At 52.9% G+C, this 25282-nt stretch carries 26 protein-coding genes; 5 read left to right on the forward strand and 21 right to left on the reverse strand.

Annotated elements, in window-relative coordinates; all coding sequences use genetic code 11:
* The first annotated feature begins 2 nt into the window (after positions 1–2).
* Genes napG through napC form a run of 4 tightly spaced genes read left to right on the forward strand, consistent with a single transcriptional unit; the run spans position 3 to position 2590 of the window.
* Positions 3–695: a ferredoxin-type protein NapG gene (gene napG / locus EDI29_RS19810; RefSeq protein ID WP_137742250.1), complete on the forward strand. Its 693-nt coding sequence runs from the start codon at positions 3–5 to the stop codon at positions 693–695.
* On the forward strand, positions 682–1545 hold the full coding sequence (gene napH / locus EDI29_RS19815) for a quinol dehydrogenase ferredoxin subunit NapH (RefSeq protein ID WP_137742251.1): 864 nt from the start codon (positions 682–684) through the stop codon (positions 1543–1545). The genes napG and napH overlap by 14 nt, the downstream gene beginning before the upstream one ends.
* The gene (gene napB / locus EDI29_RS19820; RefSeq protein WP_107167626.1) at positions 1542–1979 is read left to right on the forward strand and encodes a nitrate reductase cytochrome c-type subunit; all 438 of its coding nucleotides are present in this window, start codon (positions 1542–1544) and stop codon (positions 1977–1979) included. The genes napH and napB overlap by 4 nt, the downstream gene beginning before the upstream one ends.
* Before the next feature lie 8 nt (positions 1980–1987).
* Positions 1988–2590 (forward strand): cytochrome c-type protein NapC, encoded by a 603-nt coding sequence (gene napC / locus EDI29_RS19825; RefSeq protein ID WP_039505891.1) that lies wholly within the window; start codon positions 1988–1990, stop codon positions 2588–2590.
* Between the two features lie 434 nt (positions 2591–3024).
* Here the strand turns inward: napC and ccmI are convergent, their stop codons facing one another.
* From ccmI to nrfA, 16 genes are all read right to left on the reverse strand, one after another.
* Positions 3025–3894 carry a c-type cytochrome biogenesis protein CcmI gene (gene ccmI / locus EDI29_RS19830; RefSeq protein WP_137742252.1) on the reverse strand — a complete coding sequence of 290 codons (870 nt, stop codon included), beginning with the start codon at positions 3892–3894 and terminating at the stop codon, positions 3025–3027.
* The gene (locus tag EDI29_RS19835; protein ID WP_137742253.1) at positions 3891–4349 is read right to left on the reverse strand and encodes a cytochrome c-type biogenesis protein; all 459 of its coding nucleotides are present in this window, start codon (positions 4347–4349) and stop codon (positions 3891–3893) included. The genes ccmI and EDI29_RS19835 overlap by 4 nt, the downstream gene beginning before the upstream one ends.
* Positions 4346–4903: a DsbE family thiol:disulfide interchange protein gene (locus tag EDI29_RS19840; protein WP_137742254.1), complete on the reverse strand. Its 558-nt coding sequence runs from the start codon at positions 4901–4903 to the stop codon at positions 4346–4348. Before EDI29_RS19840 ends, EDI29_RS19835 begins: the two co-directional genes overlap by 4 nt.
* Positions 4900–6855 (reverse strand): heme lyase CcmF/NrfE family subunit, encoded by a 1956-nt coding sequence (locus EDI29_RS19845; RefSeq protein ID WP_137742255.1) that lies wholly within the window; start codon positions 6853–6855, stop codon positions 4900–4902. The genes EDI29_RS19840 and EDI29_RS19845 overlap by 4 nt, the downstream gene beginning before the upstream one ends.
* Positions 6852–7334, reverse strand: coding sequence for a cytochrome c maturation protein CcmE (gene ccmE / locus EDI29_RS19850; RefSeq protein ID WP_137742256.1), 483 nt, complete (start codon positions 7332–7334; stop codon positions 6852–6854). Before ccmE ends, EDI29_RS19845 begins: the two co-directional genes overlap by 4 nt.
* Positions 7331–7549, reverse strand: a complete 219-nt coding sequence (gene ccmD / locus EDI29_RS19855; protein ID WP_137742257.1) for a heme exporter protein CcmD — start codon at positions 7547–7549, stop codon at positions 7331–7333. The genes ccmE and ccmD overlap by 4 nt, the downstream gene beginning before the upstream one ends.
* Positions 7546–8286, reverse strand: coding sequence for a heme ABC transporter permease (locus EDI29_RS19860; RefSeq protein ID WP_137742258.1), 741 nt, complete (start codon positions 8284–8286; stop codon positions 7546–7548). The genes ccmD and EDI29_RS19860 overlap by 4 nt, the downstream gene beginning before the upstream one ends.
* A 68-nt stretch (positions 8287–8354) precedes the next feature.
* A complete protein-coding gene (gene ccmB, locus EDI29_RS19865; RefSeq protein ID WP_137742259.1) occupies positions 8355–9011 on the reverse strand; it encodes a heme exporter protein CcmB in 657 nt (218 codons plus the stop codon).
* Positions 9011–9631: a cytochrome c biogenesis heme-transporting ATPase CcmA gene (gene ccmA, locus EDI29_RS19870; protein WP_137742260.1), complete on the reverse strand. Its 621-nt coding sequence runs from the start codon at positions 9629–9631 to the stop codon at positions 9011–9013. Before ccmA ends, ccmB begins: the two co-directional genes overlap by 1 nt.
* A 183-nt stretch (positions 9632–9814) precedes the next feature.
* Positions 9815–10642, reverse strand: coding sequence for a heme lyase NrfEFG subunit NrfG (gene nrfG, locus EDI29_RS19875; RefSeq protein WP_137742261.1), 828 nt, complete (start codon positions 10640–10642; stop codon positions 9815–9817).
* Positions 10639–11040, reverse strand: coding sequence for a heme lyase NrfEFG subunit NrfF (gene nrfF / locus EDI29_RS19880; protein WP_137742262.1), 402 nt, complete (start codon positions 11038–11040; stop codon positions 10639–10641). Before nrfF ends, nrfG begins: the two co-directional genes overlap by 4 nt.
* A complete protein-coding gene (locus EDI29_RS19885) occupies positions 11033–12907 on the reverse strand; it encodes a heme lyase CcmF/NrfE family subunit (RefSeq protein ID WP_137742263.1) in 1875 nt (624 codons plus the stop codon). Before EDI29_RS19885 ends, nrfF begins: the two co-directional genes overlap by 8 nt.
* 21 nt (positions 12908–12928) lie before the next feature.
* Complete coding sequence (nrfD, locus tag EDI29_RS19890; protein ID WP_137742264.1) at positions 12929–13891, reverse strand: cytochrome c nitrite reductase subunit NrfD; 963 nt, start codon at positions 13889–13891, stop codon at positions 12929–12931.
* The gene (gene nrfC / locus EDI29_RS19895; RefSeq protein WP_137742265.1) at positions 13888–14559 is read right to left on the reverse strand and encodes a cytochrome c nitrite reductase Fe-S protein; all 672 of its coding nucleotides are present in this window, start codon (positions 14557–14559) and stop codon (positions 13888–13890) included. Before nrfC ends, nrfD begins: the two co-directional genes overlap by 4 nt.
* On the reverse strand, positions 14556–15125 hold the full coding sequence (gene nrfB / locus EDI29_RS19900; protein ID WP_137742266.1) for a cytochrome c nitrite reductase pentaheme subunit: 570 nt from the start codon (positions 15123–15125) through the stop codon (positions 14556–14558). Before nrfB ends, nrfC begins: the two co-directional genes overlap by 4 nt.
* Before the next feature lie 46 nt (positions 15126–15171).
* Positions 15172–16545 (reverse strand): ammonia-forming nitrite reductase cytochrome c552 subunit, encoded by a 1374-nt coding sequence (gene nrfA, locus EDI29_RS19905; RefSeq protein WP_241664975.1) that lies wholly within the window; start codon positions 16543–16545, stop codon positions 15172–15174.
* Between the two features lie 546 nt (positions 16546–17091).
* Between nrfA and EDI29_RS19910 the strand changes: the two genes are divergently transcribed.
* Complete coding sequence (locus tag EDI29_RS19910; protein WP_137742268.1) at positions 17092–17388, forward strand: hypothetical protein; 297 nt, start codon at positions 17092–17094, stop codon at positions 17386–17388.
* Positions 17389–17532: 144 nt separating this feature from the next.
* Here the strand turns inward: EDI29_RS19910 and EDI29_RS19915 are convergent, their stop codons facing one another.
* The 5 genes from EDI29_RS19915 to bglF form a co-directional block, all read right to left on the reverse strand.
* Positions 17533–18546, reverse strand: coding sequence for a nucleoside hydrolase (locus EDI29_RS19915; protein WP_137742269.1), 1014 nt, complete (start codon positions 18544–18546; stop codon positions 17533–17535).
* A 106-nt stretch (positions 18547–18652) separates the two neighbouring features.
* Complete coding sequence (locus EDI29_RS19920) at positions 18653–19843, reverse strand: alpha/beta hydrolase (RefSeq protein WP_193555682.1); 1191 nt, start codon at positions 19841–19843, stop codon at positions 18653–18655.
* 86 nt (positions 19844–19929) lie between these two features.
* Positions 19930–21570, reverse strand: a complete 1641-nt coding sequence (locus EDI29_RS19925) for a carbohydrate porin (RefSeq protein WP_137742270.1) — start codon at positions 21568–21570, stop codon at positions 19930–19932.
* 376 nt (positions 21571–21946) lie between these two features.
* Complete coding sequence (locus tag EDI29_RS19930; RefSeq protein WP_137742271.1) at positions 21947–23341, reverse strand: glycoside hydrolase family 1 protein; 1395 nt, start codon at positions 23339–23341, stop codon at positions 21947–21949.
* Between the two features lie 35 nt (positions 23342–23376).
* Entirely contained in the window at positions 23377–25278 is a 1902-nt protein-coding gene (gene bglF / locus EDI29_RS19935) for a PTS beta-glucoside transporter subunit IIABC (RefSeq protein ID WP_137742272.1), read from the reverse strand.
* Between the last annotated feature and the right edge of the window lie 4 nt (positions 25279–25282).

A 25282-nucleotide genomic window follows, 5' to 3' on the forward strand; every position in this document is an offset into this window, starting at 1 on the left:
ACATGGCACGCCCGGAGAATTCCCCCCCCGCTCGCCGTCGTTTTCTGCGTGACGCTGTTCGTGCCGTAGCGGGTTTATCCGCTGCGGTGACGATACTCGGCATTCAGCAGCGACGCGCTCAGGCTGACGGACTCCGGCTACGGCCGCCGGGTGCGCTGCCTGAAACGGCGTTTTCCGGTGCCTGCATCCGCTGTGGCCAATGTGTTCAGGTCTGCCCATACGATACGCTGAAGCTGGCGACACTGGTCTCCGGCCCCGCAGCCGGTAGCCCTTACTTTGTCGCGCGTGATATCCCGTGCGAGATGTGCGAAGACATTCCCTGCGTGGTTGCCTGCCCCAGCGGTGCGTTACAGCCGCTGGACGCCATCGACGACGCACGCATGGGACTGGCGGTGCTGTTAGATCAGGAGAACTGCCTGAACTATCAGGGGTTACGCTGCGATGTGTGTTATCGCGTCTGCCCCCTCATCGATAGCGCCATCACACTAGAGCCAGAGCGCAATGCCCGAACCGGAAAACATGCCCGTTTTCTGCCCACGGTACACAGCAATGTCTGTACCGGTTGTGGAAAGTGTGAAAAGGCCTGCGTGCTGGAACAGCCTGCGATAAAGGTCTTGCCGCGTGCATTGGCAAAAGGCGAACTCGGACACCACTACCGTTTCAGTTGGCTGGAGGCACGCGATGGCAAATCGTAAGCAAGACGCCGGACAAGAAGCTCGGGCGAAAAAAGGCTGGTGGCGCAGCCATCGATGGCTGGTACTGCGCCGTCTGACCCAATCTCTTGTGCTGCTCATGTTCCTCAGTGGCCCGCTGTTAGGGTTCTGGATCTTGCGCGGTAACTACAGCGCCAGCCGATTGCTCGACACCGTGCCACTCAGCGATCCGCTCATGGTGCTACAAAGTCTGGCTAGTGGTCATCTGCCCGCCACTCTCGCGCTGATCGGGGCACTGATTATCGCGCTGAGCTATGCGCTGGCGGGTAAGCGCCTGTTCTGTAGCTGGATCTGCCCTGTGAATCCACTCACCGATTTAGCCGCCTGGCTACGTCGTCGTTTCGGCATCACCGCCTCGGCAACGCTCCCCCGCAACCTACGCTACCTGCTGCTGATATTTATTCTGGCAGGGAGTGCACTGACGGGTGGGCTGTTGTGGGAATGGGTCAACCCGGTCTCACTCGCGGGTCGTGGGCTGATTTTTGGATTTGGTGCGAGTATCTGGCTGCTGCTGGCGCTGTTTCTGTTTGATTTATTGGTTGTGGAACACGGCTGGTGCGGACACCTCTGCCCGACTGGCGCGCTGTATGGTGCGCTTGGTGCGAAAGGCGCACTGGTTGTGGATGCCACAGAGCGTGAACGCTGTACGCGCTGCATGGACTGCTTTCATGTCTGTCCAGAGCCGCAGGTGCTGCGCGCGCCCTTGCTAGATAAACACGGTCCGGTACAGGTCACTGACCGTGACTGCATAACATGCGGACGCTGTATTGATGTCTGCGCTGAAGACGTTTTTAAAATAACCCTTAGATGGAAATCGGGAGCAAAGTCATGAAAAGCCTGAGAATGGGATGGTTTCGTTGGATCACCGCCCTCGCGATAATGTGTAGTGCGATAGCCACTGCACAGGTCGATTTAAGCCAATCGCCGGAAGTCGCCGCGACACAGCCGGGAAATAGCCGGATGCCGAAGCAGCAGGAGCGTATGGCGCTCAACTATGTCAACCAACCGCCGATGATCCCGCATAGCGTGGATGGTTATCAGGTCACTCCAACCTTTAACCGCTGTTTACAGTGTCACGGCGTGGAGAGCTACCGTTCCACCAGCGCCCCCCGCGTCAGTCCAACCCATTTTGTCGATAGAGATGGCAAAGTGCTGAGCAATGTGGCACCCGCACGCCATTTCTGCCTGCAATGCCACGTGCCACAGGCGGATAGTTCGCCGATTACCGGCAACACGTTCACCCCTTCTAAAGGCTTTGGACAGTGAGGTTTGCTATGAAACAACCAGGAAAAGTAGGACGGTTGTTGCGCCGGCTGTGGCAATGGTGGCGCCGCCCAAGTCGGTTAGCATTGGGAACGCTGCTCATTATCGGCTTCGCGGGCGGTATCTTCTTTCTGGCGACGTCCCAGAAAGGCATGGAAATGAGCAACAGCGAAGCGTTCTGTATCAGCTGTCATGAGATGCGCAATACCGTTTATCAGGAATATATGGAAACCGCACACTACAGCAACCGCAGCGGCGTGCGCGCCACCTGCCCGGATTGCCACGTTCCGCATGAATTTGTGCCCAAAATGGTACGTAAGATTCAGGCCAGTAAAGAGCTGTACGGCAAAATAATGGGCACCATTGATACGCCACAAAAGTTCGAAGCACACCGGCTGACGATGGCGCAAAGCGAATGGCGGCGCATGAAAAATAACAATTCTCAGGAATGCCGCAACTGCCACAACTTTGACTACATGGACTTCTCAGGGCAAAAAACGGTCGCGGCGGAAAAACACAGCGAAGCGATAAAACTCGGTCAAACCTGTATCGATTGCCACAAAGGCATCGCCCACAAATTGCCGGACATGCATGGCGTCAAAAGCGGGTTATAACCCGCACCTCTTCGTCACACTCGGGACGGCATATGCCGTCCTCAGCACAAACGGAAGTATCCGTTCCTCTCAACTATTTTTGTAATTACAGCGAAGGTTTCGTGCGCAGTAAACCCGTGACTTTTTGCAACTCGCGTCGGGCGCGTGCGACGCGAGTTGCAGAGAATAACCCTGCTTATTGCGCACGAAATCTTCACCGTAACAACAGAAACAACAAAAGGGCGAGGTTGCTGACAAAGTCCGTTGAGCGGGAGTAACGGATAGATCGTAAAGACGCTGTGAATACGTCCATGTACGCTCGGCTTGCGCCATCCATGGCGCAAACGCTTTACTCTTCTATTCCATTACTCCCGTTTTCATTCGGCAAATAGGTTTGTCAACGGTCTGAGGGCGATATATCGCCCTTCTGCAATTTAGATGGAAATAAAAAAGGATTATTTCCCCGTGGTCGCCTGCACCGACAGTGACGCTTTCGCCTGTGCCACGCTGCGCTCAATAACTGCTCGGCGCGTGTCATTTTGCGGGAGCAGTTTTAGCATCGCCTGCCAGGCATCAATTGCGTCCTGATAGCGCTGGGCTTCATAGGCATTAAAAGCCAGCAGGCTCAGCACACGCACATTGGTCGAGCCGGAATTCATCAGTTCACGCAGCATCTCTCCACCGCGCTGGCTATCTCGCGGATCGGTAGAACGCGACAACAGGTCGGCATAATCCAGCGCCAAATCCGTATTTTTCGGGTCGAGCTGGAATGCTTTGGCAAAGGCCTGTACAGACATGTCGTAGTTACTCAGCAAGCCCGCAATGCGCCCCAGCATCCACCAGTCTTGTGCATTGTCTGACTGCGCCTCCAATTGGCTGCGCAACCCCAAACCGAGGCGTGCCACCTCTTCGATGGTCAGTGGTTCTGCATCAGCATCTAGCGCTCGCTTCATCAGGTCCGGCGTTAATGCAACAACCTGCTGTAACTCTTGCACCCGATTAACCGCAGAAGTCTTCCAAAACACGCCGAGGCTGACAATGACCAACAACAGCACGCCCGGTAGCAACACCCAACGGTTCAATGGGCGCTGTTGTGCCTTCGCACTGTCAGGAACATCCTGCAATAGCGTATGTTGAAGCTCTTCAACCAGTTGCGCTCGTTCCCGCTCATTAGCAACATCCACATTAAGTTCACGCAGACGATCGCGATACAGCGCCTGATTGATCGTATCGCGATCGTATTCGCCCCGTGACGACCACGGTGCAAGCAGCAGCGCAGACAGTGCAATCAGCGATAAAACAATGATGGTTGTCAGTAACATCATTCCGATTTCCCCTCATGTCCCAACAACGTCTGCAAACGCTTTTTATCCTGTTCGCTCATTGGTTCTTTGGTACTCTTGATACGCCGCGCGCGCCGAATAATCATCACAGCCCCCACCGCCAGAAACAGCCCAGGCAGTAGCCATAGCAAGATCGTGAAAGGCGTGATCGGCGGTTCATATGTCACAAAGTAGCCATAACGATCCACCATGTAATCGACAACCTGCTCCTTCGTTTGCCCCTGCTGCATCAGTTCATACACTTTCTGCCGCATATCTGAGGCAATCATCGAATTGGAGTCAGCGATACTGTTGTTCTGGCATTTCGGGCAGCGCAGTTGCATGGTCAACTCGCGGAACTGTTGCTCCTGTATGTCATTGTCAAAACGCAATACCTCGGAGGACGCCAGTACGCTGAACGACAGCAGCAATGCACCAAGGAAGCTAAACACTCTCATGCGCCGCCCTCCTTGCTATATTTTTCCCACAGCGGTTGCAGCGTTTCTTGCCACACCTGCATGTTGAGATCGCCCGCATGGCGATAGCGAATGATGCCTTTTCCATCGATCAGGAAGGTTTCCGGCGCACCGTACACGCCCAGATCCAGCCCCAACATACCGTCGCCATCAAACAAACTCATCGCATAGGGATTGCCTAACGTCTTCAACCATTCAACCGCTTTGGGGCGTTCATCTTTATAATTCATGCCCACGACGCGGATTCCCTGCGCCGCCAGCGTGTTGAGAAATTGGTGCTCCGCCCTACACGTTGGGCACCAGGTCGCCCAGACATTCAGCAACAGCGGTTTGCCATCGCTCAACTCAGATTGGCTATACACCTTTCCCGTCTGATCCAGAGATTCGAGACGAAATTCAGGGATTGGCTTGCCAATTAGGGCGGACTCCAGCCGCATGGGATCGTCGCCGCCGCTGTTCCGCACCAGTTGCCACAGCAAGGCAACAGCCAGCAGTAAAAACAGCACTAACGGGATTAACAAGATCTTACGACTCATGATGATGCCTCCCGAACGGCGCGACGCAGGCGATAGCGCGGGTCAAACATGCACAAAATACCCCCCAACGCCATCAGCCCACCGCCATACCAAATCCAGCGGATAAAAGGTTTGTAATACAGTCGTACCGCCCAGCTATCGTCATCCAACTCTTCACCCAAGGCCGCATAGAGATCGCGCGTCACACCTGCATCAATCGCCGCTTCCGTCATGATCGCACCGCTGGTGTTATAGAAGCGCTTTTCCGCCGTCAGGATCGCCTCCGGCTTGCCGTTGCGCGTGACCTCGATCGTCCCTTTACCGCTGTGCCAGTTCGGCCCCACCACATCCTGCACACCTTGAAACGTAAAACGGTAGTCATGGATCTGTATGCTGTCGCCTGCCCGCATCCGCACATCTCGCTCAACGCTATAATTCTGACTGAAGGCGATACCCACCACCGTCACCGCCAGCCCAATATGGCCGCATACCATGCCCCACTGGCTGAGTGAGAGTGTGGTCAAACCACGTAGCAGACCGTGACGCCGGGTGGAACTGGTATGCAGCTCGTACACCGTTAAGAAAAATACCCACAGCGCCATCGACAGGCCAACCACCGTCATGGCAACAAGGGAATCCTGCAACAGCCAGGGAAGCAGCAGCGACAGCACAGCAGTGACGGCCATTGCCACCAGTAACAGCTTACGCAGCTTTTGCGGCTCGTCGCGCCGCCAACGAACTAGCGGCCCCACGCCCAGCAGCAGAGCAAAAGGTGCCATTAATAGAGTAAACATGGTGTTGAAGAACGGTGCGCCAATCGAAATACTGCCCAACCCCAACTGCTTATGAACCAGCGGCAGCAGCGTTCCAAGCAGCACCACGAGCGTGGCCGCCATCAGGATCAGGTTATTGCCGAGCAGGAACGTTTCACGCGACCAGAGCGAATTCGTTACCCGCGCCCGCACTCTGTTGCCCTTAATAGCAAACAGCAGTAAAGACCCGCCGATAACAATGACCAGAAACGCGAGAATAAACATGCCACGCGCGGGATCGGAGGCAAACGCGTGCACCGACACCAGAACGCCGGAACGCACCAAAAACGTTCCCAGCAGGCAGAGCGAGAATGCGCCGATAGCCAGCAGTACCGTCCAGGCCTTGAAGCTGCCGCGTTTCTCGGTAACCGACAGCGAATGCAGCAGCGCCGTACCTACCAACCACGGCATCAATGAGGCGTTTTCCACCGGGTCCCAGAACCACCAGCCGCCCCAACCCAGCTCGTAATAGGCCCACCCCGAACCGAGCACAATACCCAGCGTCAGGAACGACCAGGCAGCCTGTGTCCACGGCCGAGACCAACGAGCCCACGCGCTGTCCAGCCGCTCAGCCAGCAGCGAGGCAACCGCAAACGCAAACGCTACGGAAAACCCGACATAGCCCATGTAAAGCAGCGGTGGGTGGAAGATAAGCCCGACATCCTGCAACAGCGGATTGAGATCGCGTCCATCAATAGGATAGTCCGGCAGCGTACGTGTAAAGGGATTCGACGTCAGGATGATAAATAGCAGGAAGCCGACATTAATCATTCCCATAACGGCTAGCACACGAGCGACCGCATCCAGCGACATTCCCCGGCTGAAGACCGCCACGGCGAAGGTCCAACCGCTCATCAGCAGCACCCAGAGCAGCAGCGACCCTTCATGTGCACCCCATGCCGCGGCAACGCGATACCACACCGGCAGCGCACGGTTCGAGTTGTTTGCTACATAAAGAACGGTGAAATCATTGATCACCAGCGCATGTACCAACACGAGGAAGGACGCCAAAATGCATGCAAACAACACCCAGGAAAGAGGACGTGCCAGCGCCATCAGGCGTAGATCCTGACGCGACGCCCCCCACAGTGGATACACGCTGAGCAACAGCGCCACACCCAGCGCCAGACACAGCAGATAGTTGCCCACTTCCGGCATCATAACGGTTTACCCTCTGTCGTTGCCGCAGAGGCGTGGCCGTTCTGCCCTTCCATCGCCGCTTTGATTTCCGGTGGCGTGTAATTTTCGTCATGTCGGGCAAGCACTTCTTTCGCTGCAATATGATTGTCGCTATCCAGAATACCCTGTGCCACAACGCCTTGCCCTTCGCGGAAGAGATCCGGCAACATCCCGTTATAAGTCACATCGACTGAGCCTTGTGCATCATAAACGGTGAAGCGAACTTCCAGACTTTGGCTGTCGCGGCGCACGCTGCCCGGCATCACCATGCCACCAACGCGCAGGCGCTGCCCGATGGCAGGTTTTTCCTGCGTTTCATTCTTGCCATAAAGGATTTCACTGGGCGTATAAAAGAGATCGATATTTGAACTCAACGCATAGAGCGTTAGTGCTACCGTCAACACCGTGCCGCAAACAACGGCCAGGATGGCATAGAGACGAGTTTTACGCGGGGTACTCATTGCACTCCCCCCATCGCTGACTGACGCGCCGTGCTCTTACGCTGCTCGCGCGCCTGCTGCTGGCGGATGTCGTTTAATAAAGCACGGCGACGCCAGAAGGTATGTCCGATCAACACACTAAGCGGTAGCAGTGTTAACACCACTGCCAGCCATACATACAAGGCATAGCCACCCATCGCAAAAAAATCCTGCCAACTTGTGAAGGCGATGTTCATCGTGCTATTTCTCCTTTATTGACCAACGCAGCAACCCAAGGGGCGCGACGCTGTTGCACCAGTATCAGATTACGCAACCGCATCAGTGACAACGTCACGAATAAACTCATAAACCCTAGCATCATAATGCGCAGCGGCAGGCGCATAGCGGGATCGATCGTTTTCTGCATTTTTGTCGATGCCTGATGTAGGGTATTCCACCATTCGACAGAGAAATGGATGATGGGTAAATTCACCACGCCAACCAGCACCAGAATGGCTGCCGCACGGCCAGCAAGACGGCGATCGTCAAAGGCGTTGTAAAGCGCGATGATTCCGACGTACAGAAACAGCAGAACGAGTTCGGACGTCAGGCGCGCATCCCAAACCCACCAGGTCCCCCACATCGGTTTGCCCCAGGTGGCTCCCGTCGTCAGCGCAATAAAGGTAAACACCGCGCCGACCGGTGCCATCGCCGCCACGGCAAGCTCCGCCGTTTTTGACTGCCGAATCATCCCGATCAGTGCAAATATTGCCATTACGGCATAGACACCCATCGACCATACGGCGGCTGGCACGTGCAGGTACATGATGCGATACCCTTGCCCTTGCTGGTAATCCGCAGGCGCAAACCCAAACCCTAACAGACAACCGCCAATCAGCAGCGCTACGCTGATCAGGGCAACCCAAGGGATAAGCCTGCCGCAAAGGCCATAAAGGCGATCCGGCTGCGTAAGCTGATAGTTTTTTCTCAACATAATCGTGTGCTCACTTTGCGTAAAACTCATCCCAACGGGACGATAAAGGCGATCCTGAGATCGGAAAATTATTGAATGCTCACCCGCAACGCGGCCGCCGTGGCAAACGGGCTTAGGGTGGCGCTGCCCACCAGAAAGGCACCGAGGATCGCCAGATACCCACCGACCGGCAGTTGCATCATCGCGGCCTCGACCGCCGCCGTCGCAAAAATCAACAGCGGTATGGTGAGCGGCAAGACCAGCAGGCTTAACAGCACGCCGCTACGGCGCAGCCCGACCGTTAAGCCCGCACCAATAGCCCCCAGAAAACTGAGCGTTGGCGTGCAAAGCAACAATGTTAACGCCATCACCCACCAACCGTGACTGTCCAACCCAAACAGCAACGCCGCCAGCGGCGAAAGCAGTAGCAGCGGCAGTCCGCTAACCATCCAATGCACCACCACTTTCGCCAGCACCACTAATGGCAGCGGCAACGGCAGCAGCGTCAGTTGTTCCAGCGAACCGTCCTGATAGTCATCGCGGAAAAGGCGATCCATCCCCAGCAGCGAAGCGAGTAACGCCGCCACCCACACCACGCCCGGCGCTACACGCATCAATAGCTGCGGCTCTGGTCCAATAGCCAGAGGGAATAAGATGATGACGATCAGGAAGAACCACAGCGGGTTAAGAATTTCCGCGTTATTACGTAACGCGACACGTAATTCCCTAGCAATCAGACGCTGCATTATGGTGCTCCCTCAGTCGGTGTGAGCTGAATACAGCGGATGCTTTGAGCGAACGGGCGTAGCGGCTGATGAGTGGTTAAAATAATGATGCCGCCGCGTGCAATATGGTGTTCCATACGCTGCGTCAGCATTTCAACGCCCGCCACGTCAAGCGCGGTCAGCGGTTCATCCAAAATCCACAGCGGCACATCGGTGAGCCACAAACGTGCCAATGCGACACGGCGCTGCTGCCCCGCCGAAAGGCGCGCTACGGGCACGTCTTCATATCCGGCCAACCCGACAGCGGCGAGTGCCTGCCAATGGGCATCCTGATGCTGCTGCGGAGAGAAAAAGCGCAGATTTTCTTCACCGGTCAAAGCGCTCTTGATGCCCGGCTGATGACCTAACCACAGAAGCTGCTGATTAAACTGCTCACGTATGCGGTTGATTCGCTGCCCTTGCCAGCAGACTTCCCCCGACTCAGACGTCGCCAAACCGCTTAAGATGCGCAATAGCGATGTTTTTCCTACCCCGTTGGCACCGGCAATCTGCACCATTTCTCCCGGGCTGGCGGTAAATGATAACGCGCTGAACAGCACATGCTCATCGCGTATGCAAACCACATCGCGCGCTTCTAACATCGGGGTGTACTCCTACTTTCTTAGTGCCTATAGAATAACATGGCGTTCTAACTCCCCCTCTCAGGGTGCCTACTCATAAAGAGTTAATCTTTTTTGTTGAGATCAATAAAACCGGTTATTCCGGTTATCCCCGCCCATCATGGCGGTGCCAAAAGCCGCGCTGACCCCTTTTGTTAACACGCACTATTTCTGGCTATTCTTCAGCAACGTTGCCGTGTTGATCGCCTCGATCAACTGGACGCGATTAACTCGTGGGCTGTACGTGTCCAGTAAGCGCTGCCAAATCGTAATCGCGCGCGCATAGTCCGCTTTCAAAAACGCATCAGACGCCAGCAGCATTAGCGCCGTCACTTCATTGGTATCCAGCGCCAGCGCTTTATCGACCATCTCCTGCATCGCAGGCGTGACAGTTTGGCCTGCCTGGTAATACAGCACCGTTGCCAGAGCCGAATACAACTCTGCACTGTCACCCTTCAGTACGATCGCCTGCCGATAAGCGCGCAACGCATTGTCATAAGCGTTACGGTAAAGATAATATTCACCTAACTCAGCCCAGAGGACGCTATTGCCCGGCGTTTTACGAATGTTGCCCTGCAAGGTAGCAAGCTGTTTTTCCTGCTGCTGTACATCGCTAAAATCGTGTAACGGATCGGCAAGCCGCTGGCGCTCCGCTTGAACGAGCGCACCGCGTGGGCTTAGCGCGTAGAACGCCGCGCTACTCAAGAAAATAACGATGATCGCAGCCACAACGACAATGGTTGGCAGCGGACGCTGCGTGAAGGAAGGGGGTGACGTTAGCGGCAGGTCGTGAGACAGTTCGCGCCCCAGCATCTTTGCCTCATGCTCGGATAGGTGCTTCCCGGCTTGTTCACACTGAAAATGCCAGATACGCTTCGCTAAGCGTTGTAACTTGCCATCGTCCTCCGGCGTGTACTGGGGCAATAACGGCCACAGCAGCCCGGTAATCAGGATAATGGCGACAGCGGCGATCGATACCTCTAACAGGCTCATAGACGCGCCCCTCGGTTCTGTCGCCGCATCACTCTCCATGCAATAACCACAATCGCTAACAGCAAAAGCAGCGGCGTGAGCCAAAGTATGCCGGTTTGTATTTTCATCGGTGGGTTGTACTGAACAAAATCGCCATAGCGCTGATTCATAAACGCGATAATTTCTGACTTATCTTTGCCCTGCTCCACCATGGAAAAAACCTCATGGCGCATGCTGACGGCTACAGGTGAGTTCGATTCCAGCAGACTCTGGTTCTGGCATTGCGGACAGCGTAATTCCCCAGCAATCGCCAGCGCATCCTGACGCTGTGCCTGACTGGAAAATACCCAGGTATCAACCACCTGAGCCTGCACAGAAAAAACCAGTAGCATAAGGAGAAGCGCAAGGGGTTTAGTCATAGACCCTTCTCCCTCGGAACCACCCCAGCAGTGCGCCCGCGACCATTAACATGCCACCGCCCCATACCCAGCGAACGCCAGTCTGCACATAGAAACGCATCGCATAGCGGTTTTCGCCGGTTTTCTCGCCCATCACGGCATACCATTCTCTGATTGGCCCCCAGGCAATGCCCGGTTCAATCATCTGCTGTTTGCGTGCGTTGTAGTAACGACGTTCCGGCATGATTTGGGCGATCGGCGAATCGCCACGATAGATCGCAATCACAGCCTGTTCTGCGGTGTAATTCTGCGCCGCCACTAAATCCAGCTGCAAAAATCGAAAATGATAGTCACCCAACGTAACCTGCTCTCCCTGACCGATATTGACGCTGATTTCCTGCTTACTACCCGCAGAAAACGCGATGCCCAAAGCAAACAGTGCCACGCCAGTATGTGCTAGCAGTGCAGGAAGCTGCTGGCGTATCGCCGACAGCGGCTGTAGCCACTGTGCCGCCATCACCCAGACGATCAGGCCTGTAGCCAGTGCGACAGCGTACCCATACGGCCATAAGCCCAGAGTGGTGACAACCCCCATCGCCAGCGTTATGGCTAAACGCCGGGCAGGCCACTGCGTACTGCGCTTCCAGTAACCTCCGGCAGCACCCCCAATAAGCAGCAACATCAGGCCACCGAAGGGCAAGAGTACGCGGTTAAAATAGGGCGCACCCACCGAGATTTTTCCCCAACCTGCCAAGCCATAAATCATCGGATAAAGGGTGCCAAGCACGACTACCAGCGCCACGGCACTGAATAACAGCAGCACCAGCAGTATCGCCATTTCCCGCGACCAGCCAGAGAAACGGGCAGCAGAATGAACAAACTGGGCGCGCCAGCCATAAACGGCTAGCGCTGCCATGCTTAAACAAGCAAACAGGATAAATAAAGGCACCGCGCGGTCATGTTCGAGGGCGAAAGCGTGAACCGAAACCAGTATCCCAGAGCGCACGATCAGCGTGCCCAACAGGCATAAAATGAACGTCAACAGCGCCAATATCAGCGACCAATGCCGGAAGATACCGCGCATTCGCGTGACAGACAGACTGTGGAGCAGTGCGCTAGCCGTTAACCACGGGAGCAATGAGGCGTTTTCTACCGGGTCCCAGAACCACCATCCCCCCCAGCCCAGTTCGTTATAGGCCCACCACGATCCCAGAATGATGCCCAGCGTTAACAGGCTCCAGGCAGGCAGCGTCCAGCGCCAGCAAATCCAGGCGGCCGGAGCCGTAAACTCGCCGTGAATCAGGGAGGCTAATGCCAGTGCCGCACTCACGGTTAACCCGCCATAGCCCAGATAGAGCAACGGTGGATGGAGAATAAGGCCAATATGTTGCAACATCGGGTTGAGATCCCTCCCCGCCACCGCAGGCGGGAAGAGGCGCACAAAAGGATCGGAGAAAAAGACAATGAATACCAGCAGCGCGGTCGCTATCACGGCCAGCATCGCCAGCGTCAGCGGAAACAGTGCACTCGTCGCTTTGCGATAGCGGCAGGCAAACGCAGCGCTCCAACCGGACAAACATAACAGCCACAGCAGCAGCGACCCTTCATGCCCGCCCCAAACCGCGGCTATTTTTAGCCCAAGGGGTAAATCACGGTGGCTATGCTGTGCGACATAATTAACGGAGAAATCATCCTGCACCACGCTCAGCGTCAGCGCGCCGAATGCGAACAGCACAAGACCAAATAGCACCAGCGTCCAGCACCGCGCCAGTCGGTAAGTACCCGACCAGCGCAGGGAGTAGCCTGAAAAGGTCAGCAACGCTGTCGCCGCGCCAACACCACCCGCCAGCGACAGCGCCACATACCCAAATTCTGGCAATAACAACATCAACGAGCCTCTTGCGGGGAACTAGACAACGGTTAACTGCCCCGCATAGAGGATAAAGAAACGCAGCAGCAAGACGCCCACCAGACTCATGCCACAAACCGCCAGCACCCCATAGGGCGAATGCAGTCGGTTAGCCCAGGACTTGAGCAGCAAGGGAATGACTAATCCAACCCCTACCACCCCCAGCCAGAACCACACGGCCCAGAATCCACCGCCCAATGCCGCCACCAGCGCCCGCTGCTTCCCATCGTCCCCTAACGCGAGGCCGATAAAGAACGCGAACAGCAAGAAGATCTCTAGCCACACGACAGGTGTTTCGACGCGATGTACAAAGTGCGCCTCTTCGCTATGCGGATTGCGACGATAGCGGCAGGCCATGGCGATCAGCGCCACCGCAGCACCGGAGGATACCCCCGAAAACAGGAATAACGCGGGGAGAATCGGGTTATTCAACAGCGGATAGGTCTTCAGCGCGGAGAGTAAAAACCCGGTGTAAGCCCCTAACATCACCGCCAACAGCAGCATCACGATATCCAGCGATTTTTGCATCGGTGCCAGCCAACCAAGCACCTTGGGCAGGATACTCAGCTTCGGCAGCCAGCGCTGTTGCAGTGCGATAGCCTGCTCGCTAAAAATGTTGACTAACCAGACCGCCAGCGCCGCCATGTAAACCTGAAACAGCATGACCCCAACGGACATCACCGAGGTAAAGCTGTAATGGAACATCAGCTTCCAGAACGTCCAAGGCCGCGTCAGGTGGAAGACCAGAATCAACAATCCCAGAATAATGGTGCACGGCGCAAGAACCAGCGTGGTGCGCATTAGCGTACTGTCGGCGGTTGCCTGCTCGGGATGGTAGCGTCGCAGCAAGGCCGACAGCGTGACCAGTCCCGCAGAGATGCCTACCAAAAACAGGTAAATCGCAATCGGCCAGTCCCAGACTAACGAATCAAAATGGAATGCGCTTGAAGACACGGGCGTCATTGATGAACCTCCCCGTATTTAAACGGTACGCGATAGACCTTAGGACGGGTGCCGAGCGCGATTTTGTAGCGATACGTCGGCTGTTGACGAAGCAGACGGGAAATCTCGCTGTCAGGATCGTTAAGGTTGCCGAACGTCAGCGCCTTCGTCGGACAAGACAGCACACAGGCAGGTAGCTTCCCTTGTTTCAGATTGGTCTTGCGGCAAAAATCACATTTGTCCGCCGTTTTCGTTTTCGGATGAATAAAGCGCACCTGATATGGACAGGCAGCAATACAGTATTGGCAGCCTACACACAGATCGGGATTGACATCGACAATACCGCTTGCCGCATCGCGAAACGACGCTCCCGTAGGGCACACGTCAACACAAGGCGCATGATCACAATGCTGGCAGGAGTGACGGAAAAAGCGATATTTCACGTCAGGGAAAGTCCCGATTGGTTCGCTGCGAACGATCGTCAGACGTGAGACGCCTTCCGGCACCTGATTGACTTCCCGGCAGGCATCCATGCACGCCGTACAGCCGATACAGAGCGATTCATCGTGGATCATGCCGTAGCGGACGCCGTTGATATTCAGCGTCTGTGCGACGACCTGCCCCGCCGTACTGGTGATGGCAATGAGCCCTCCCATACGGGCAAGAAATTGACGACGAGAGCAACTCATGGCTGCCTCTTATTACCCAGATGAACTGAGGCTGGGTTGAAGTCGGGGTTATTACGCTGATCGCTATGACAATCCACGCACAGTTTGATGCGGCTCTTGTCGTTCAGCGTCTGCATACTGTCCTGCGTAGGATGCAGCTGATGACAGCTGGCACACGCCACTTTGGCCACATGTACATCATGTGGCCAAAACGATTTCTGCAACTGCTCCGGCGTATGGCATGACATACAGACACTGTTTTGCTCTTCCACCTTATACATCGGGAAGTTAAAGCGCATGACATCTTTAACGCCTTCGCGGTGCAGCAGCGACGGCTTGCCATGACAGTTCGTACAGGTCACCTGCTTTTGATTATGCGGATTGACGGCGGAGGCATGTTTACCCAGCATGCCATCCTCTTCCGGTTTATGACACTGTAGACAAGCCTCATCGGGATTGCGCTGTGGCATAACCTCCCACCGCTCTCCTTTTTCCGCCTGAGGTGCGGGCTGCGTCAGCCCTGGCAAGGCCCAAAGCATGCCTGATACCAGCACCCCGGCAGTCAATAACGAACGTAATACGCTCATATCCACTCCACTCTATGATCGCCCGCGTCCACGGGCGATGGGGTTATTAGTTCAGTCGTCCAGCTTTACGCGCTTGCTCATCCCACTGCGGCACTACCGTATTCAGGAAATCCTGTTTCTCGGCTTTTATTTGCTGCATGTTGAGCCCAATCGCCTGCTGCGCTTTCTCTTTTGTCGAGATATCCGGCAGTTTGACTTCACCAGTCACCCCTTTCTGTGCCAGCAGACGCACCAGCTTGGTTCTCGCTTCGGCGGATTTACTCAGCGAGGTGCCTAGCATACGTAAGCCTTCATCCGGCGCATGCATGTGAATACCGTGAGACGCCACCGCCAGATCCCAACGCCACTGCGCATGGCGGATATCCATCAGAATTGGCTGCATGTCTGCTTCGGTTGCACCAGCATCCCAGGCTGCTTTAGCCTCAAAATGCGCATGAACCAGTTGCTCTTCTGCTTTCAGTTTTAATTCCTGAATCGCCGTTTTGCGTTCAGCAACCACCTTCTGCATTGCCGCTTTATCCTGCGTGTGGCAATTGGTGCAGGTTTCGCCGTAGTTATCGAAGGGGTTACCTATCTTGTGATCGGTGTACAGCTTGCCGTCTGCGTTTTTCACTTTCGGCATATGGCAGTCGATACAGGTCACATTGTTTTTACCGTGGATACCAATGCTCCAGGTTTCATATTCTGGATGTTGAGCTTTCAGCATCGGTGCGCGGGAAAGGGTGTTGGTCCAATCGGAGAAGGAAATGGCATCATAGTATTTCTCCATATCTTCGACTTTCGTGCCGTTATCCCATGGGAATTTCACGGCTTTGTCTTTGCCGGAAAAATAATACTCCACGTGACACTGTCCACAGACCATGGACTGCTGTCCGAACCGACTGGCGCTATCAAACGGCTTGCCAATCGCCTCCATTGCGCGCTCTGCGTAAGGACGGGACAGCGTCAGCGCCGGTTTGCCCTGAGCGAAATCTGGGGACGCAGTATCATGGCAGTCCGCACAGCCGAGATCGTTAGTAATCTCCGGCCCGCCTCGCGCCCATTTGCCTTTGAAGTAGCCGTCCTCGCCTTCCTTCTGGATCAAGCGGGCGACATCCGGGCTTTTACAACTCCAGCACGCCATCGGCAGCGGGCCATCTTCTGCCGTCTTGGGTGCACCAGTACGCAGAGTTTCACGCACGTCCGTTATGGCGTAAGCATGGCCACGCGGCTTGTTATAGTCTCTGGAGAAGGGATAACCCGCCCAGAGGATCACCATCATGGGGTCTTCTGCCAACGCATCATGACGTTCAGACTGTTCAGTGGTTGCTTTCCACGAGTTGAACTGATCGGGGTGTTGATTGGTGAATACGGAGTTTCTTGCTTCTATCGGGGCGGGAGGCGGTGACACCGGAGCATCAGCGGAATAGGCTGGCATCATTAGAAAGAGACTGGCTACCATGCCCCACAGATAGGAGACTGACATGCTTATCCTGACCATGCGTTTGTGTCCACATTAAGCCGCCTACTGGCGGTCATTTTAGTTATCCATTCGACAGAAACCACACCAACTGTCGTGACATTACTCGGTGCTATAAATAGCAAAAAGATGCATTAAAAATATTGTTTTTGATCAAAGGTAAAGAAAAGTAATGATTCGTATCGAAGAATGTATGAAGGTTGTCCCATTTTCCCACTAATGGTTAGATCATGACTCTTTAGTACCTTAACAAGACCCCAACATCGGAGCGCATCAGATCATACTAAAGAGTTAATTGACTATTTTTCATGGGGATACCATCGAAAGAACAAACTTTCAGCACATGGTTTGAAATGCAGAGCTAAGGACTTGTCAATCGCCTCAGAGGAAGGCATTGTTTTCCTCTCCCACGGTAAAGGAAGGGGGAAGACCAATTTAATCGATTGATAGATTACGCGTTTTTACTGTACGACTGTAGCCCAATTGGGGCGCATTAAGGAGTCTGTTGTGCGCAAAAAGGGAATGCCGCGTTTTTCACAAATTCTGCTTGCCATCGCAGCCATTTTTTCAGCCATGATGGCCAGTATGTTCGGAGCACTTTACTTTATGCTTTACTGGCCATATCGCAATAAATTCAATGAATTGGGTCGATATTTTGATGAAGAAGATAATGTCGTCTACCATGAATCAGCTAGTACATTCCTTTGCCCAACCGTATTTTTTATCATCCTAACCTTGCTAGCGGTGGCATTGGGTATTAAGCGTTATAGGGACGTCACCCGCCCGACCACTAAACAGCAATAACGCCAGATGGACTCAACAATAGGCACCCTATTGATGCCTGTCACTTTGCTCATCCTGAGGTCATCACAGGAAGCACATTCACCGTAACAAGCCACTCCGTGGAGTGGCCGATCGGTTTGCTTTCCGCACTACTCCGTCGCGATCCTATTTTTTATTTCCATAGGCCAACGCCAGCTTGGCGTAGAAATCTTCCAGCGTGAAGCGGGCATCAACAGCGTTATACACCCGAATCTGGCGTGCATTTTCCTGAGGCGCATAGGTCAGATCGTCGTTTAACTGTGGGGCATTGACCAGCGTGTAATGGTATTCGTGATCGTCCAACAGCAGAGAAACCGAGGGGTTATCACCCAATACCCAGACTTCGCTTTTCGGCCAGGGAACATCTTTGATGGTTTCAGAAATTGCACGATTAAACTCAATTAGCTGCTGCCACAGGTACTCCCCGACTTTCCCCTGCGGCTTAACGCGCACGGCAAGCTCAGACAGTGAGACGCGTACGGACATATAGACATTATGTGGGACTTGCCACAATGGTACCTGAGACTTGAATACACTGTTCGCCGCAACCGGATCGTTGAACATATTGTATTCCCAGCCGCCTTTCGGGTAAGGCATGCCGCCAATCCACACCACCGTCATTTTGCTGGCGATCGTCGGTTCAGCCTGCAACGCAGCCGCAATATCCGTAATCGGCCCCATGACTAACACAAACAGGGGATGCGAATCGTCTTTTAACGCTTCTTTGATCAGCATTTGCGCGCCTTCACTCAACACAGGCACGCCACCGTCAGCCTTCAGCGCCTGCGTAGCACCGCGATAAACAGGAACGTCAGTTTTTCCCATTACGGTCATCAGGCGTTTAAGCTCATGATAGCTTTCCATCATGCTGTTTTCGCCATCGCGTTTCATCAACGGCGCAGTGCGGGAGTAATGGGCGGCAATCAGCCCTTTCACCTGCATCGTTGGTGTCAGTACCGCATGCGCAACGGCAAAATCGTCGTCAGCTTCGTTTTTCGCATCGGCGCTAATCATGACGCGAATCTGTTTATGATCGGCAACATCGAAAGGTGGCGTTTGCGCCTGCGCGGTGAACACACTGAGGAAGGGCAATGCCACGATCAGCATGGCACATCGGGAAAAATATCTGTGAATAGACATGATTATCCTTAACTATGATGGGCAGTCGTTGATATGGCAGCCAAATGATTCACGCTGCCATAAGAGAAAGCAGGCCGACGAACCTTCAACCCGCAGCATGAAGACGCTATTTAAAAAGCTTCTGGACAAATTCGCTGTAGGCCGGCCGCCAGACATCCATTTCATGGCCGAGGTTAGGATAGTGGCGATAATCAAACTGGATGTTTTTCTGCTCCAGTACCGTTTTCAGACCCGCGATATCTTTACCCGTGATGTTGTCAGTTTCGCCAATCACCACTGTGAAGTTCTTCAGTTGCCGATTAATCTGCTCAGGTCGCTCAAGCTGTGCAGCAACCGCCGTGTTTGGCACCGTTTCGGTGGTAACGCCGCTGAACGTCGCCAGCCAGCCGAAATGATCCAAATGGCTCATACCCGATACCAGCGCCTGATAGCCGCCCTGAGACAACCCAGCCAGCGCCCTGCCATTGGCATCCTGACGAACGTTAAAGCGTTTGCCGATCTCGGGAATAATGTCATGAATCAGTTCCCTGTCCGCTGCTAACGCGTTACGCGGATAGAACACCTTGCGCCGCTCCAGCGGTGGATACTCTTCAGGGATAATCCCGGGAACGTCGGTTTCCGTATCAGGAATGACGACCAGCATCGGCTCAATTTTTTTCTCCGCCAGCAGGTTATCCATTATCTGCGGTATCCGCCCCTGCACCACAGCAGACGCCCCCGTGTCGCCAAAGCCATGATAGAAATAAAGCACGGGTAACGGTTTCGACGATTCGCTATAGCCCGGCGGCGTCCAGACATACATCTGACGTTCTGATTTCAATGCGTTGGCGTGATAGGTTAGCGTTCTCAGTTCACCGTGTGGCACCTGACGCACATCCAGAATGCTCCCCGGCACCAAAATCAGGCTGGTATTCACCTGACGCTGTGGCTTGGTCAACGCCGTGCCGGTATCGATGGTACGAAAACCATCAACGCTGAAGAAATATTCATACAGGTTCGGTGCCAGCACTGGCGTTTTGAACGACCACACACCGGATTCATCTTTCGTCATCGCGTGGGACACAATGCTATCGGGCGTCGAACCGGTAAAAACACTGACCTGCTTCGCCGTGGGGGCAAACAGGCGGAAAGAGATACTGCTATCCGCATTCACCGCCGTGACATACTGGCTTACGGGGACGGTTGCCGCAGGCATAGCAGGAAAATCGGCCGGTAGTGCAGACGCGTTGATAGACACGCCAGCCAGCATACTCAGGGTCAATAATGATAAAGATATTTTCTTCATGTTCATTCGCATAATCTCATCCCGACTATCACGTAATCGAGTCTGTTTTTGCTAAATGTGATGGCACCGCCTCAGCGGTGCCGACGTGATGACAGGTATTACCACCAGACTTCCGCCTGAATACCCAAGGAGAATTGATCGCTCTTGCTGTCGTTAAATGTGGCCTGGCTGATGTCGTTATCTTCAATTTTCAGGTAAGAACCATAGAAACGAATCTCTGGACGAGAATTCAAGATACTCGTGTCAACTTTAAACGCATGGTACAGCGTGGTTTTATAACCTGACTCGTGATAGTTCACGCCATTGGCCTTGTTGGTTTGGTTAAAATATGCCAATTCGACCCCAGTCTGGTTGAATTTATCCCAAATATAAGCAGGACGTAATACCGCACGGATGCTGTTGAAATCGGTATGCGCTCCCGTGTCATAGCTGTATATGTCATTACCTTGTGAATAAACCAGCGCATTCGCCATAATGACATCATCACGCAAATACATTTCTCCTTGCGAGATCGCGCGGAAGGCATTGCCTGAATGATTACCATAGTAGTCACCATTACGGCTATACGTCGGGTTAGCATCAGAGATATTGGCAAAACCGCTGGCAATAGAATTACTCGCACCCTGCACGGTGAATTCATTAAATCCGCCGTTATATAATCCTTGGCGTAAAATAACACCAGCAGTCCAGGCATCTTTCAATTTATACGATAAGCCATCGATTTCATTATTATTTTGCACATTGCTCTTATTGGCTTGCGCATATTTACCAATCAGAGACAATGTTGCATCATCCCAGAGCGGAATACCTTTATAGCGAACATCAACTGCATTGGTATTGACCTGATTTTTATCTTTTTTCGGGTCATTATATACGAATCGGCGCGCGTTAACGTCTTCACGGTTCAAAGAGACATCAAGCTTACCCACACCCAACTGCCAGTTCTCAATACCTACACCGCCCGCTGCTTCTGAACGGTGGCTTTTCCAGTCTAGCATCTGGATTTCATAGACTGGCAGGGTATTTTTACCTACCCAAAAATCAGCTTCTGGGGCGAAGGGTAAGAACCCTTTTGTATTGACGTACATCTGGGAGAATTGCAGTTTATTTTCATTATCGGCGTCTTCGCCAAACCAGGCGCTGTTATATTGCATACCCACATTACCATCCAATTGGATGACGGCATCGACACGCTTATTCCCTTCTGCATAAACTTTTTGGCTCAGTATGAGATCAAACCAACCACTGTGCTCATTACCAAAACGCCCTAATGAACCAATCGCATACGATTTTGGTGCGCCATGATCGGCCGTTGCCCATCCAGAACGGAAATACCCCGTATAGCTAAAGCCAATATCATCCTTAACGAACTTGCTTACTTCCGCTAACGTTAATGGTTTTTGTGGTGCATTCGTAGCATCATCAGCCGTATTTGCAGCTGGTTGAGCGGCTGATGCAAGAACAACCTGATTAACCGATGACGTACCAGAAGAGGCAACAACCAGGGGTTTATCCTTTGCCACAGAGTTTGCTGCCAGACGTGCTTTATTTTCTGCATTTGTCTTATATTCACGAAACTCTTTTTTGGTTGACTGCAATTCAGCTTTATTTGCTGCCAGCTCCTTCTCCAATAGCTCTAGCCTTTCTTCTACGGTCAATTTTGCGGCCATAGCACCATTAGACAAAAACACCGACGACATCAGTAATACCATCATCTTTACAGGGAATTTTTTACGCATGATTATTATCCGAGTAGGGTACATTATTAAATTTAAAACGAAGCCCTTTCGACGCCAGCCGAGGCTCGTCTATTTATGAACAGCTATTTGTAAAACCAAAATAATCGTCTATTAGAATTTAATGGTTATTCCGACCTCTCATTATTGACTCCTCATCTTCTTTCCCATAAAGAGTAAAAAATGATACCGCATTCATTCCAGAGATAATCTCTCTGAGAATGAATGCGTAAAGGGTTTATACCCGTCATACTTCAAATTGCATGTGCGTTGGCTGCGTTCACTCACCCGAGTCACTTACCTGAGTAAGCTCATCGGGATTCCTTCGCTTGCCGCCTTCCTGAAACTCGAATTATTTAGGGTATATTGATACGCCGATTTATTTCAACGTTTCTCCATTAGAGGAAATAACATCTTTATACCAATAGAAACTTTTCTTACGCCGACGTTCTAATGTGCCATTTCCTTCATCATCACGATCGACATAAATGAAACCGTAGCGTTTTGACATTTCAGCTTTCGACGCACTGACCAGATCGATAGGCCCCCAGCAGGTGTAACCCATCACCTCCACGCCATCCTCCAGCGCTTCGCCCACTTGAGACAGGTGATCGTTCAGGTATTTGATGCGATAGTCATCGTTAATGCTGCCATCACTTTCGAGTTTATCTTTCGCTCCCAACCCATTTTCCACAATGAACAGCGGTTTTTGATAGCGGTCATACAGATAGTTCAGGATATAGCGCAGCCCTTCAGGGTCGATCTGCCAACCCCACTCCGAGCTTTCCAGATGCGGGTTTGGCACCATATTCAGAATATTGCCACGGGCTTTCTGGTTCACTTCTTCATCGGTGGTTACGCAGCCCGTCATGTAGTAGCTGAACGAGATGAAATCGATGGTTTCCTTCAGAGACTGCCGATCGTCTTCGGTTACCGATAGCGTAATGCCGTGCTGTGCGAAGAAACGCTTCATGTACGCCGGGTAATATCCTCGGGTTTGTACATCACCAAAGAACAACCAGTCGCGATTCTGCTGCATCGTTTCCAGTACATCCGCAGGCTTGCAGGTTAATGGATAGAACATGGAACCCAACATCATATTGCCAATTTTGGCATCAGGGATGATGTCATGGCACGCCTTCACCGCTTTAGCACTGGCAACAAGTTGGTGGTGAATCGCCTGATAAATATCCTGCTTACTACTCTCGGTAGGTAAGCCAATCCCTGTAAATGGTGCATGTAATGCGCAGTTAATTTCGTTGAACGTCAGCCAGTATTTCACTTTGTCTTTATAGCGCTGGAATACCGTACGAGCATAGCGCTCGAAGAACGTAATCGTGTCACTACTGCCCCAACCGCCGTAATTCTTCACCAGACCGAACGGCATTTCATAGTGGGACAGCGTCACCAGTGGCTGAATGCCGTATTTTGCCATTTCATCAAACAGGCGATCGTAAAATGCCAGTCCTGCTTCATTCGGCTGAGTTTCATCGCCCTGCGGAAAAATGCGCGTCCAGGCAATTGAGGTTCTCAGACATTTGAAGCCCATTTCAGCAAAGAGCGCGATATCTTCGGGATAGCGGTGATAAAAATCGATCGCCGTGTCTTTAATTCCGCTGTCGCCCGGCGTACGCGTAACGATCTCGCCAAAAATACCCTGTGGCTGTAAATCAGACGTTGATAGCCCTTTGCCGTCCGTTAAATACGCACCTTCAACCTGATTGGCTGCAATCGCGCCGCCCCACAAGAATTCTTTCGGAAACTGATGGCTCATTTTTTCTCCTCCCAATTGGGTCGTAAATGTCAATTTCAGCGGATTAACGTCAACAGTGCGCCCTGTTCCTGCACGGTGTTTCCGGCGGTAGGCAGAACATCAACGTAATCTTCGCTATTGGTGATAATGACGGGCGTTGTCGTGTCATAACCGGCTTTTTCGATCGCCTGATAATCAAACTCCACCAGAAGATCGCCCTGCTTCACAACATCACCGGTCTTAATGTGTGCGATGAAATGCTGACCATCCAATTTCACCGTATCGATACCGACATGGATGAGCACCTCGGCACCGTCTTCCGATTCGAGGCCAATGGCATGATTGGTCTTAAACAGCGAAGCAACCGTCCCATTCACCGGGGAAACCACACGCCCGGCCTGCGGCTTGATCGCAATTCCTTTTCCCATTAATCCACTCGCGAACGTTTCGTCGCCAACCTGTTCCAGCGGCAGTACGATGCCCTCAATCGGGCTATTTATCGCTTGTTTACGCGTTGCATCATTTTGGTTATGCGTGGCTTGCGGTGCCGCTGCCTGCGCATTTACTGCTACAGTATTTTCTTGCGCCGGAATCCCAAAGGCCCAGGTAGCCGCGGCAGCGAAGGTAAAGGCGATTGCCGTACCAATAATGGCGGCCCACACCGTATTATCGACACCTGTCGGCGGAATAACCTGAGTAAAGGTGAAGATGCTCGGGAAACCGAAAGAGTAAATGGTGGTATGGAAATATCCCAGAATTGCGGCTCCCATTGCGCCACCAACACAGCCAAAGATGAAAGGACGTTTCAGCGGCAGCGTAACGCCATACACCGCTGGCTCCGTAATACCAAAGATGGCTGCCGAGAAAGCCGAACCAGAAATCCCTTTCAGCTTCATGTCGCGGGTACGCAGCAATACGCCCAGCACCGCACCCGCCTGCCCCAATACCGCTGGAACCAGAAGAGGCATCATGGTGTCATGTCCCAACACGCTGAGATTGTTAATCATCAGCGGCGTTAACCCCCAGTGAAGGCCAAAAATAACAAACACTTGCCACAGCGCCCCCATCAACGCGCCCGCAATCATGGAGTTCAATCCATAAATCAGTTGATAACCGCTAGCCAGCATGTGCCCAAGCCAGGTTGCAGCCGGGCCAATCAGCAGGAACGTGACGGGAACGGTGATACAGAGGCAGAACAGCGGCGTGAAGAAATTACGGATATTAATATGCAAGATGGCATTCAGTGGCTTTTCCAGACGTGAAGCAAGCCAGGCCGAGAAAATAATCGGAATGACCGAAGAGGCATAATTAATGAAGGTAATCGGAATGCCGAGGAAATAAAGCTGCTGATAGCCGGCGCTCTGCATTGCACCAAATTCAGCAATCATGGATGGATGAACTAGCGTTGCACCAATCACCATGGTAACGAATGGATTTCCGCCAAATTTTTTCCCTGCGGTATAACCTAAAACAATAGGGAAGAAAAAGAAGAGTGCGTCGCTCGCAGCGAATAACACTTTATATGTTCCGCTGGTGTCAATCATCCAGCCACAGGCCAGACTGAGCGCCAGAAAACCTTTTAAAATACCAGAGGCCGCCATCACGCCAATTAATGGCGTAAATATTCCAGAAATAATATCAATGAAGCGAGAGAAAACATTTCCTTTTTTCCCATCATCTTCCCCATGATTTTCGGAATCACTTTGATCGGTCAAGCCAGAAACATCCAATAAACTGCGATAGACATCACTGACATGATTGCCTACGACGACCTGAAATTGTCCGCCACTTTCAACCACCATGATCACGCCTGAATTATTCTTCAGCGCAGCTGCATCCGCCTTTTTGCTGTCTTTTAGTTTAAAACGCAGCCTGGTTGCACAGTGCATCACGCTAATGACGTTGCTACGTCCACCGACACCATCGAGTATCTCACTTGCTAATGCTTTGTATTCCATCGTC

The organism is Pectobacterium polonicum (genome assembly GCF_005497185.1).
Taxonomy (GTDB): domain Bacteria; phylum Pseudomonadota; class Gammaproteobacteria; order Enterobacterales; family Enterobacteriaceae; genus Pectobacterium; species Pectobacterium polonicum.

Bases quoted from the DNA above. Each gene is read 5' to 3' on its own strand.
- napG (WP_137742250.1), top strand. From the start codon at position 3: ATGGCACGCCCGGAGAATTCCCCCCCCGCTCGCCGTCGTTTTCTGCGT.
- napH (WP_137742251.1), top strand. From the start codon at position 682: ATGGCAAATCGTAAGCAAGACGCCGGACAAGAAGCTCGGGCGAAAAAA.
- napB (WP_107167626.1), top strand. From the start codon at position 1,542: ATGAAAAGCCTGAGAATGGGATGGTTTCGTTGGATCACCGCCCTCGCG.
- napC (WP_039505891.1), top strand. From the start codon at position 1,988: ATGAAACAACCAGGAAAAGTAGGACGGTTGTTGCGCCGGCTGTGGCAA.
- ccmI (WP_137742252.1), bottom strand. From the start codon at position 3,894: ATGATGTTACTGACAACCATCATTGTTTTATCGCTGATTGCACTGTCT.
- EDI29_RS19835 (WP_137742253.1), bottom strand. From the start codon at position 4,349: ATGAGAGTGTTTAGCTTCCTTGGTGCATTGCTGCTGTCGTTCAGCGTA.
- EDI29_RS19840 (WP_137742254.1), bottom strand. From the start codon at position 4,903: ATGAGTCGTAAGATCTTGTTAATCCCGTTAGTGCTGTTTTTACTGCTG.
- EDI29_RS19845 (WP_137742255.1), bottom strand. From the start codon at position 6,855: ATGATGCCGGAAGTGGGCAACTATCTGCTGTGTCTGGCGCTGGGTGTG.
- ccmE (WP_137742256.1), bottom strand. From the start codon at position 7,334: ATGAGTACCCCGCGTAAAACTCGTCTCTATGCCATCCTGGCCGTTGTT.
- ccmD (WP_137742257.1), bottom strand. From the start codon at position 7,549: ATGAACATCGCCTTCACAAGTTGGCAGGATTTTTTTGCGATGGGTGGC.
- EDI29_RS19860 (WP_137742258.1), bottom strand. From the start codon at position 8,286: ATGTTGAGAAAAAACTATCAGCTTACGCAGCCGGATCGCCTTTATGGC.
- ccmB (WP_137742259.1), bottom strand. From the start codon at position 9,011: ATGCAGCGTCTGATTGCTAGGGAATTACGTGTCGCGTTACGTAATAAC.
- ccmA (WP_137742260.1), bottom strand. From the start codon at position 9,631: ATGTTAGAAGCGCGCGATGTGGTTTGCATACGCGATGAGCATGTGCTG.
- nrfG (WP_137742261.1), bottom strand. From the start codon at position 10,642: ATGAGCCTGTTAGAGGTATCGATCGCCGCTGTCGCCATTATCCTGATT.
- nrfF (WP_137742262.1), bottom strand. From the start codon at position 11,040: ATGACTAAACCCCTTGCGCTTCTCCTTATGCTACTGGTTTTTTCTGTG.
- EDI29_RS19885 (WP_137742263.1), bottom strand. From the start codon at position 12,907: ATGTTGTTATTGCCAGAATTTGGGTATGTGGCGCTGTCGCTGGCGGGT.
- nrfD (WP_137742264.1), bottom strand. From the start codon at position 13,891: ATGACGCCCGTGTCTTCAAGCGCATTCCATTTTGATTCGTTAGTCTGG.
- nrfC (WP_137742265.1), bottom strand. From the start codon at position 14,559: ATGAGTTGCTCTCGTCGTCAATTTCTTGCCCGTATGGGAGGGCTCATT.
- nrfB (WP_137742266.1), bottom strand. From the start codon at position 15,125: ATGAGCGTATTACGTTCGTTATTGACTGCCGGGGTGCTGGTATCAGGC.
- nrfA (WP_241664975.1), bottom strand. From the start codon at position 16,545: ATGATGCCAGCCTATTCCGCTGATGCTCCGGTGTCACCGCCTCCCGCC.
- EDI29_RS19915 (WP_137742269.1), bottom strand. From the start codon at position 18,546: ATGTCTATTCACAGATATTTTTCCCGATGTGCCATGCTGATCGTGGCA.
- EDI29_RS19920 (WP_193555682.1), bottom strand. From the start codon at position 19,843: ATGCGAATGAACATGAAGAAAATATCTTTATCATTATTGACCCTGAGT.
- EDI29_RS19925 (WP_137742270.1), bottom strand. From the start codon at position 21,570: ATGCGTAAAAAATTCCCTGTAAAGATGATGGTATTACTGATGTCGTCG.
- EDI29_RS19930 (WP_137742271.1), bottom strand. From the start codon at position 23,341: ATGAGCCATCAGTTTCCGAAAGAATTCTTGTGGGGCGGCGCGATTGCA.
- bglF (WP_137742272.1), bottom strand. From the start codon at position 25,278: ATGGAATACAAAGCATTAGCAAGTGAGATACTCGATGGTGTCGGTGGA.